General features: G+C 70.6%; 9 protein-coding genes. All 9 read right to left on the bottom strand.

Translation table 11 applies throughout. From position 1 onward, the window contains the following. Nucleotides 1-5 precede the first annotated feature (5 nt). Nucleotides 6-863: a TetR family transcriptional regulator gene (locus ACIBJC_RS04280; protein ID WP_399287499.1), complete on the bottom strand. Its 858-nt coding sequence runs from the start codon at nucleotides 861-863 to the stop codon at nucleotides 6-8. Between the two features lie 84 nt (nucleotides 864-947). Further along, nucleotides 948-1,715 (bottom strand): DUF4097 family beta strand repeat-containing protein, encoded by a 768-nt coding sequence (locus ACIBJC_RS04285; protein WP_399287501.1) that lies wholly within the window; start codon nucleotides 1,713-1,715, stop codon nucleotides 948-950. A 291-nt stretch (nucleotides 1,716-2,006) separates the two neighbouring features. Continuing rightward, entirely contained in the window at nucleotides 2,007-3,266 is a 1,260-nt protein-coding gene (locus ACIBJC_RS04290; RefSeq protein WP_399287503.1) for a hypothetical protein, read from the bottom strand. Further along, a complete protein-coding gene (locus ACIBJC_RS04295; protein ID WP_399287506.1) occupies nucleotides 3,259-4,611 on the bottom strand; it encodes an MFS transporter in 1,353 nt (450 codons plus the stop codon). Before ACIBJC_RS04295 ends, ACIBJC_RS04290 begins: the two co-directional genes overlap by 8 nt. 253 nt (nucleotides 4,612-4,864) lie before the next feature. Then, the gene (locus ACIBJC_RS04300) at nucleotides 4,865-5,626 is read right to left on the bottom strand and encodes a thioesterase II family protein (RefSeq protein WP_399287508.1); all 762 of its coding nucleotides are present in this window, start codon (nucleotides 5,624-5,626) and stop codon (nucleotides 4,865-4,867) included. Between the two features lie 31 nt (nucleotides 5,627-5,657). Further along, the gene (locus ACIBJC_RS04305; RefSeq protein ID WP_399287511.1) at nucleotides 5,658-6,728 is read right to left on the bottom strand and encodes an HAD-IIIC family phosphatase; all 1,071 of its coding nucleotides are present in this window, start codon (nucleotides 6,726-6,728) and stop codon (nucleotides 5,658-5,660) included. After that, nucleotides 6,725-7,870 carry an acyl-CoA dehydrogenase family protein gene (locus ACIBJC_RS04310; protein ID WP_399287514.1) on the bottom strand — a complete coding sequence of 382 codons (1,146 nt, stop codon included), beginning with the start codon at nucleotides 7,868-7,870 and terminating at the stop codon, nucleotides 6,725-6,727. Before ACIBJC_RS04310 ends, ACIBJC_RS04305 begins: the two co-directional genes overlap by 4 nt. Before the next feature lie 12 nt (nucleotides 7,871-7,882). Continuing rightward, nucleotides 7,883-8,143, bottom strand: a complete 261-nt coding sequence (locus ACIBJC_RS04315) for an acyl carrier protein (protein ID WP_399287516.1) — start codon at nucleotides 8,141-8,143, stop codon at nucleotides 7,883-7,885. Nucleotides 8,144-8,288: 145 nt separating this feature from the next. Further along, nucleotides 8,289-9,161, bottom strand: a complete 873-nt coding sequence (locus ACIBJC_RS04320; protein WP_399287519.1) for a 3-hydroxyacyl-CoA dehydrogenase family protein — start codon at nucleotides 9,159-9,161, stop codon at nucleotides 8,289-8,291. Nucleotides 9,162-9,180 lie beyond the last annotated feature (19 nt).

Raw genomic sequence — 9,180 nt, forward strand, 5'->3', positions numbered from 1 at the left:
TTCCTTCAGCCGTTGGAATGTTCGGAATCGTCGGTAGGAGAAGAAGGCGCGCTGTGCGGGGCGCGCGGGCTCTGCGGATCGTGCGAGCTGTGCGGGCTGTGCGGGTCGTGCGGGGTCTGCGGGTCGTGCGGGGTCTGCGGGTCGATCAGTGCCGTCAGGACCGCGGCGAGCGCCTCCTCGACCGTGTCGGCGCCGATCGCCTCCGGGTCGGCGATGCACTCGTTCGACAGGCCGTTGCACAGGCAGTGCAGGATCAGCGCGGCCAGTTCGGGCCGGACGGCCGGTCGGACGCCGGTGCGTTCGGCGACGGACGCGATCGAACGGGCCGCGGTGGCGCGCTGCGCCCGGCGCAGCGGGGTCAGGATGGCCCTGGTCCGCTCGTCCCGGGCGGCGCGGGCCGCGAACTCCAGTCCGAGCCGGCCCCGTTCGGCGTCGCCCACGATGCGGCGCGCGACCGTACGGGCGGCCAGGCCGACCGCCTCGGCCGGCTGGTCGGTGTCGCCCAGCTCCTTCATGACGGCGGCGAACTCGCTGTCGGCGCCGTCACCGAGGATGGCGCCGAAGAGCTCCCGCTTGCCGGCGAAGTTCGAGTAGACGGCGCCTTTGGTGAAGCCGGCGGCGTTGGCGATGTCCTCCAGCCGGCTGTCGGCGTAACCGAGTTCGGCGAAGGAGCGTGCGGCGGCCGTCAGCAGCCGGCGGCGGACCTCGTCGCGCGGGACGCGCGGGACGGGCCCCTCGTGCTCGGCGGGGTACGAAGAGGCGGGGTGGGAGGGGGCGGAGTGCTCCGGTGTGCCGGGATACCCGGGGTATTCGATACCCGGAGTACCGTGCCGCGGTGAGCCTCCGCCGGACGGGGAGCGCATGGTGGTTTTCCCTGGGTGCGACTGGGGTGACTGGGGTGACCGGGTGTGAGGAGGCGCGGTCCGTGGTTCCGGTACGGGGGGGGCTCAGCCGGCGGTGCGCAGGGTGATTCCGCCGTTCTCGGTGGTGGCCGTGATGGCGTGCGCGCTGCCCGCGTCGCTCGGCAGGTCGACGTCCACCTTGCCGTTGTCGGTCTTGGTGGTGACCTTGTACGTGCCGTCCGGGACCTCGACCGTCACACCGCCGTTGTTCGTCTTCACGCCCACCTGGTCGGGGACGCCGGCGAAGGCGAGATGCACCTTCCCGTTGTCCGAACCGGCCTCGACGCGCGGCGACTTGAGGCCGGTGGCCGACACCGCGCCGCTGCCGCTGCGTACGGTGAGGGCGCCGGAGGCGTCGTTGACGGTGACCGCCCCGTTGTCCGAGGTGATGTCCAGGTCGGTGGTGAACCCCGACGCGGTGGTCTTGCCGTTGTCGCCCTCGACGGTGAGCGCGGTCTTCCGCGGTACGAGCACCTCGTACCGTGCCGTGCAACTGCCGATGACGGATCCGCAGTCGGTGGTCAGGCTGAGCTTGTCGCCGCTGAGCTTCCACGACGCCTTCGGCTTGTCGCCGACGGCGGACCAGCCGGAGAACCAGCGGGTGACCTCGACCTCGTCGACGTCGGCGGGCTTGACCGTGAGGTCGCCGTTGCTCCGGGAGATGGTGAGCTGGTCCCCGACCGGTCCGAAGGAGCGCTTCTCGGGGGTGTTCTCGTCCCCCGTCGACTCACTGCATCCGGTGACGGCCACCAGGGCGAGTAACGCGCCGCCGGCCAGGATCGAGGTGCGGGAGATGCGGTTGAGCGTGGCCACGGGGTGCCTCCGAAGTCTGGGGTCGTACCGACCGGGTGGACTTATGACGCTACGGAGGAATCGATGGGCCTTCGATCCGGTCCGCCCCCCAGATTTTGGGGGGCTACCCCCCGATCCCGCCGTACGGTCCGCCTCCCCCGGTGCGTTCGGGCAGCGACGAGCGTCAAACCGGCAACGACCGTGCGTGAAAAGGCCGTTGTCCGAGCTGAGGAACGCGCGTGAGCCCGGCCGGGGCATCCCCGACCGGGCTCGTACCGCGTTCTCGTCCGGTGTCCGCGCGCGCTTCCCCGGCTATTCCTTGAGCAGTTGACGCCATCCCTCCGCGCTCAGGGCGTGCGCGGGGGCCCCGGTGCCCGCCACCCGTTCCCAGAGGCGTGGTGCGACCAGCAGGAGGGCGCTGACGATGCCCAGCGGCAGGGCGACGGCCGGATCGGAGCGGACCGGCAGCAACTCCTCCTTGCTGCCCGCGTACCAGCCTCTGCGGGTCACCGCGCCGGCCAGCTCCCGCAGGACGGCCCGGCGGCCCCGGCCCACCTCCACATGGCGTACGAGGGCCATCAGGAGCATGTGGCTGCGTACGCCCGCACGGGGTGGCGGCAGCGCTCCGGTCCGCTCGCCCAGGGAGACCGCCAGCCAGCGCCGGACCAGGTCGGCGCCGGCCAGTTCGGCGTTGACCGGTTCGACCAGGCGCGGGTTGACGTCGATGTAGTGGACCAGTCCGAAGTCCTCGTCCAGCACCGCGTCCAGGGACATCGGGCCGTGCCAGCCCAGCGTCGCGCCGAGCTTGGTGAGGTGCAGGGTGACGTCGGGCAGGACGATCGACTCCTTCGCCGACGAACTGCCCTGCACGCCCTCGCGCCTGCGCAGGACGGTGTGCACCCCGACCAGGGCGCCCTGGTCGAACATGGCCTGGACCATGACGACGGGGCCCGGCAGGGAGCGCTGCACCAGCACCTCGCCGCCGGTGGCGAAGGTGTCGCGTACAGCGGGTTCGGCGGCGATCCTGGCGAGCGCGGCGGCGTCCTCGGCCTGCCACACCCCCCGGCTCGACGTCGCCACCGGCAGCTTGACGTAGGCGGGCAGGGTGTCGCTCCGCGCGAGCAGCGCGCTCTCGTCGCCGACCAGCGCGGTGTCGGGCTGCGGGAGCCCCAGCTCGTCGAAGAGCCGGATGCAGGCGGCCTTGTCCTGGACCCTGCGTACGGCGGCGAAGTCCGGCACCGCGAGCCCGGTGACGAGCCGGCCGAACTCCTCACGGTGCCGGGAGAGCGCCACGAGCTGCTCGTGGGTGGGTAACAGGATGTCGTACGCGTGGTGCGCCAGGACCTCGCGCAGGGCGTCGAGGTAGACCAGCGGGTCGTCCGCGAACCGCGGGCTCTTGTGACGGCGCTTCACCCACCGCGAGAGCGCGGTGAAGGAGAACCCGCCGCTGTCCATGACGCCCACCTCGTGGCCCTGGCGGCCCAGTACGGTGAGCACCTCCCGGGCCGAGGCGCTGGACACCTCGGTGAGCAGTACGCGGTGGCGGCGGGTGTCCGCCCCGGTGTCAGCCATGAGTCATCTCCTTCTGTCGCCGTTCCCGTCCCTTGCCGGCCACGGAACCGAGCACCAGGGCCAGCGCGCCCGCCAGGAAGAACACCAGGATGGACAGCCAGGCGACGCGGTAGCTGCCCGTCCACTGGAGCACGAGGCCGAAGGCGGCCGGGCCCAGGAAGGCCAGGCACCGGTTGACCGTCTCGAAGATCCCGAAGTACTCCGCCGCGCGTTCCCTGGGCACCAGGCTGACGAAGACCGAACGCGACAGCGCGTAGGTCCCGCCGACCACGAACCCCGCGCCGACGCAGAGCGTGGTGAACGCCGCGGCCGACCGCTCGGGGATGGTGGCGCCCGCCACCACCGCCACGAACCAGACCACCACGAACCCCAGCAGTACGTTCCGGCCGCCGTACCGCTCCGCGAGCCGGCCGCCCACGATCGCGCCCACGAAGGCCACGAACTGGACCGCGAGCACGGCGGTGACCACGTCGTCCTGCTTCAGCCCCAGCTCCTCCACGGCGAAGGTGCCCACCAGTGAGGTGACGCTCTGCATGCCGTTGTTGTAGAGCAGGAACGCCACCAGGAACCAGATCGCCCCGGGGTAGGAGCGCATCTGCCGTACCGCCGCGAACAGGGCGCGGTAGGTGCCCGCCCGGCCCGACGGTCCCACGGTGTCCGCCGTCGCCGCCGGGGGCGCGCCGTAACCGCGCAGCAGCCGTACGGAGACGGCGCCGAAGACGAGCCACCACACGCCGGCGCCCAGCATGATGAGGCGTACCGCCTCGCTCTCCGTCATCCCCCAGGTCTCGTGGCGGGCGTACACCAGCAGGGCGGCCATCAGGACGACGCCGCCGCAGAGGAATCCGGTGGCGGACGCCTGGGTGGAGGTACGGTCGCGGCGTTCCGGCGGCGCGAGGGCCGGCAGATAGGTGTTGGCGACCGTGTTCGCGGCGCCCAGCGCCATGGTGGCCACCGCGAAAAGCGTTCCGCCGAGCAGATAGTCCGTCTCGCCGATGGTGTACATGCCCATTCCGGCGCCCGCGCCGCAGAAGCCCAGGGCGCCGAGCAGGACGCCCTTGTCGAATCGCTCGGTCAGGGCGGCGGCCGTCGGCAGCACGAAGATCTGGAGGAGTACGGACAAGCCCACCAGAAAGGGGAAGAAGGAGCTGGCCAGCACCGGAATCCCCAGGGGATGCAGATAGCCCTGGGCATCGGCCGCGCGCTCGCAGACATCGGTGATGAACGGGCCGAAGAAGATCGAGATCACGGTGGTGGCGAACACCGAATTCGCGCCGTCATAGCAGTACCAGCCCACGCGGCCGCGCCGTCCCGAGCGCCAGACGGCTTCACCGTCCTCTGCCACGCATGTTTGCTGGGAAGCGGCCATGGGGGGTCCTCCGCATTTCGAGAAGTGCCGTTCCGGACTTCTCAAATTACGGAGGGTGGACTGATTCACCGATCCGGCCCGCCCCCGAATTGTTGGTGGGGATAACCCCCGGTCACGATAGGCGCTTTTATTGGACTAAGCCATCGGAGATGTACGGACTTGGAGTACATTTCTGGCCACATGGGCATGCCCCCGGCAGACGGCCGGGGGCACATCGTACGACACCTGGTCAGGCGAGTAGTGATTTCGCCATTCTTTGGAGCAATACATTCGCGGTGTCGTTGATGAAGAAGTGGCCCCCCGGAAATAGCCGAATGTCGAAGCCGGCGGTGGTGAGGCTTTCCCACGCGAGGAGCTCCGCCTCCCGCGCCCGCGGGTCGTCCCGTCCTCCGAAGACGGTCAGCGGGAGGTCGAGCGGCGGTTCCTCGCGGTACGTGTAGGTCTCGTTGACCGCGAAGTCGGCGCGCAGCAGGGGCAGCAGCGCCGCCATCAGTGACTCCTCGCGCAGGACCTCCGGCGGTGTGCCGCCCATGGCGGCGACCTCGTCGAGCAGTTCACCGGTCGGCAGGTCCCGCAACTGTTTTCGGCCGTCCGGGAGTTGGGGCGCGGCCCGGCCGGAGACGAACAGGTGCACCGGCGGCTGCGCACCGGCCCGGCGCAGCCGCCGGGCCAGCTCGAAGGCGACCAGTGCGCCGACGCTGTGGCCGTACAGGGCGTACACCCCGGTGAACTGGGGGCGCAGCGCCTCGGTCAGCCCGTCGAGGAGCGTGTCGAGCCGGTCGTACGGTGTCTCCCTGAACCGCTCCGCCCGGCCGGGCGGCTGCACCGGGCACACGGTCATCCCGGCGGGGGCCAGCCCGCGCCAGGTGGCGAAACTCGCCGCTCCCGCCCCGGCGTTGGGGAAGCAGAAGAGCCGTGGGCCGGAGGCCGGCGCCTCTCCGAAGGGCAGCCAGGCCCGGGCGGGCCGCTGCGTCGTGGTGGTGTGGTTCATGGCCGGTTCCGGCTCCTCGCTGTCATGGCGCTCACCGGACGGTGACGGTCAGATACTCCGGCGGCGGCTGGATGCGCTCCAGATCGGACTGGAGGAGCACCCGGTTGCCGTCCCGCCCGGCCTCGTGGAACCCGGCGAACGCGTAGGTGACGTACATGACCCGGTTGCGGCCGGTCTCGACGAAGTCCGCCCGCAGGACGGCGCCGTCCTCCTTGGCCAGCGACATCACATGGTTGAGGAGGACCGTCCCGACGCCGCGGGCCATCACCCGGCAGGACATCAGCATCATGTGGAGGTGCCAGGCGGGGTCGGCCCGCTCCACGAGGGCGAGCCCGATCTTGCCGTAGCTGCCGTAGCGGTCCGTGAGTTCGGCGACCAGGAGGAGATGGTCCGGGTCCTGGCGCAGGTGGTCGAGTTCGTCGTACGAGTAGGTGCGGCCGGTGGAGTTGAGCTGGTTGGTGCGTACGGTCAGCTCCTCCGCGCGCTGAAGGTCCTCGCGCTGGGCCTCGGAGATGGTGAACCGCATGCCGAGCGTGGCCAGGAACTCCTCGCTCGTGCCGGTGTACTCCTCTTCCACCCGGTCGCGGTCGACGGCGCTGCGGTACATCTCGCGGCGCTTGCGCGACTCGTCGGTGACGAACTTCGGCCGGAACTCCGGGGCCTTCAGGGTCTCGGCGAGCCCTTCGACGTCCACGGTGAGGACGGCGGGCAGGTTGTGCTCCACCTCGGCGCGCTCGAAGGGCTGGTCGTCGACGAACGCGATGGCGTCCAGGCCGATGTTGATGGCCTTGGCGATCTGTTCGACGGAGCCGGACTTGGGGTTCCAGTTGATCTGGGGGTAGAGGAAGTACTCGGCCAGGTTCTCCTCCTCCAGGCGCCGCATCGCGGCGTCGTGGTCGTTGCGGCTGGCGATGGAGTGCAGGACGCCGAGTTCGTCGAGGCGGCGGATCTCCGCGACGACCTCGGGTTTCACGGTGACCCCGGCATCCTCCAGGAGGACGCCGTCCCACAGGGTGTTGTCCAGGTCCCACACCACGCACTTGATCCTGCCGCGCCCCGGCTCGGTGCCGGGATCGCTCCGTACGGTCCGGCCGGTGTTCACCGTGCCACCTCCCGGTAGGCTTCGCCCGCTATGGTGATCTGCTGCAACTCGGTTGATCCTTCGATGATTTCGGCGACCTTGGAGTCGCGGAAGAGCCGGGCGGCCGGGTAGTCGGCGGTGAAGCCGTTGGCCCCGTGGATCTGTACGGCGTCACTCGCGGCGGCGGTCGCCGCGGTGGAGGCGTGGTACTTGGCCACCCACGTCGCCATGATCGTGGCGGGGTCGTCGGCGTCCTTGAGGCGGCCCGCCTCGGCGCAGAGCAGCCGCGCCGCCCGGCCGTTGACCACCATGTCGCTGATCTTCCGCCGGATGAGCTGGAGTTCGGAGAGCAGCCCGTCCCTGACCCGGCGTTCCGAGGTGTAGGCGACGCAGGCGTCCAGGCAGGCCTGGACGACGCCCACGGAGCCGCAGGCCACGCTGTAGCGGCCGAGGTCGAGGGCGCCGGTCATCACGGTGCCCGCAGCCCAGCCGGGCGGGCCGATCAGCGCGTCGGGACCGACGCGCACGTCCCGCAGCACGATGGTCGCGAGCATGCTGGCGCGCGTGCCCATCACCCCCCGGATGGGGGTGATCTCCACACCGGGGGCCCCGGCGTCCACCAGGAAGGCGCTCATCCCGGTCTCCGTCTGTGCGAACACCAGCAGCAGCCCCGCGGCCTGCCCGGCGGTCATCCACTTCTTCTCGCCGTTGATCACCCAGCCGGATCCCGCCGGGGTGGCCACCGTGCCGGGCGCGGCGGCGTCGCTGCCGCTGCCCGGCTCGGTGAGGCAGAAGGCGCCGAGGAGTTCCCCGGTGGCCAGCCGGGGCAGCCAGCGGTCGCGCTGGGCGTCGCTGCCCCAGCGGTGGACCGTCCAGGTGACCATGGTGTGCACGGTCAGGAAGGAGCGGACGGACGAGCAGCCCCGGCCGATCTCCTCGTGGAGCCGGCCCAGGGCACTCCACGGCGCCCCGCTGCCGCCCGCGTCGGGCGGCAGGAACGGGGCCCACAGGCCCAGTTCGCCCATCCGGGCCAGCAGCGGGGCGGGCAGGCGCTCGTCCTGGTCCCAGGTGTCGGCGTACGGCACGATCTCGGTGTCGACGAAGGCGCGGACCTCCGCGGGGCTCGCCAGGGTCGCGCCGGCGGCGGTGAGGGGGACAGTCATGGTCTCCCCCGTTCAGCCGGCCGAGATCCGGGTGTCACCGGAGACCCGTCCCACCAGTTCGGCCATGGAGTCGAGCGTGCGGAAGTTGTCGATCCGCAGCTCCTGGTTGGGCACCCGGACGCCGAAGCTCTTCTCCACGAACATGACCAGCTCCATGGCGAAGAGCGAGTTGACGAAGCCGAGGGCGAAGATGTCCTCGTCGTCCTTGAGGGAGATCTGCGGGAACTTGGCGGAGATGAACTCGCGGATCGGGGTGCGCGCGTCGTCGGACATGGTCACTGGACTCCTCGGTCGGCCGTGGGAACGGGCGTGTCTGCGGTGCTGTGACGGGTGATGACGGTGGTCGTCGCGGTGGCAGTGGCAGTGGCGTTGGCAGTGGCGTTGGCGGTGGCGTTGGCGGTGGCAGCGGAGAGGTCGGTCATGAACGGGCGGGCGCCGTGGCGCCGGTCGGGCCGTACGAGTAGAAGCCCTCGCCGGACTTCCGGCCGTGCAGCCCCGCGTCGGTCATCTTCTTGAGCAGCGGGCAGGGCCGGTACTTGCTGTCCGCGAAGTGCTCGTACAGCACCTCGATGCTGTAGAGGATCGTGTCGACCCCGATGAGGTCGGCGGTCTCCAGCGGTCCCATCGGGTGCCCGAAGCAGCTCCGGAACACCTCGTCGACGGTCTCGGCGGTGGCCACGTTCTCGTACACCAGGCAGGCGGCCTCGTTGACGGTGAGCATGAGCACCCGGTTGGAGACGAAACCGCAGGCGTCGTTGACCGGGATCGCCTTCTTGCCCATGGACGTGAGGAGTTCGCGTACGGCCTCCAGCGCCTCCGGAGAGGTGTGGTGGCCGGGGATCAGCTCCACGGCCGGCTTCATCGGTACGGGGTTCATGAAGTGCACGCCGACGAACTGCCGGGGGCGCCCGGTGAGCGAGGCCAGCCGGGTGATCGGGATCGCCGAGGTGTTGGCGACGAACACCGCGTCGGGCCGGACCAGCGGGTCCATCTCCTGGTAGAGGGAGCGCTTCAGCTCCCAGTTCTCGGTGATGTTCTCGATCACGATCTCCGCGTCGGTGAGCAGCGAGAGTTCGGTGCCGGCCTCGATCCGCTTCAGGACCTCGTCCGCGTCGATCTCGGGTCCGCCCAGCAGCCGGCTCATCCGGCAGTTGGTCTCGACGGTGCTCAGCGCCTGCTTGACGGCGTCGGGGCTGGTGTCCACCAGCGCGACGGTGTGGCCGGAGTGGGCCAGGTTCTGCGCCACCCCGGCGCCCATCACTCCGGCGCCGACGACTCCCACGTGTGTCACAGGGGTGCTCCTTCTCTCG

The sequence above is a fragment of the Streptomyces sp. NPDC050509 genome, from assembly GCF_044457965.1.
Taxonomy (GTDB): Bacteria; Actinomycetota; Actinomycetes; order Streptomycetales; family Streptomycetaceae; genus Streptomyces.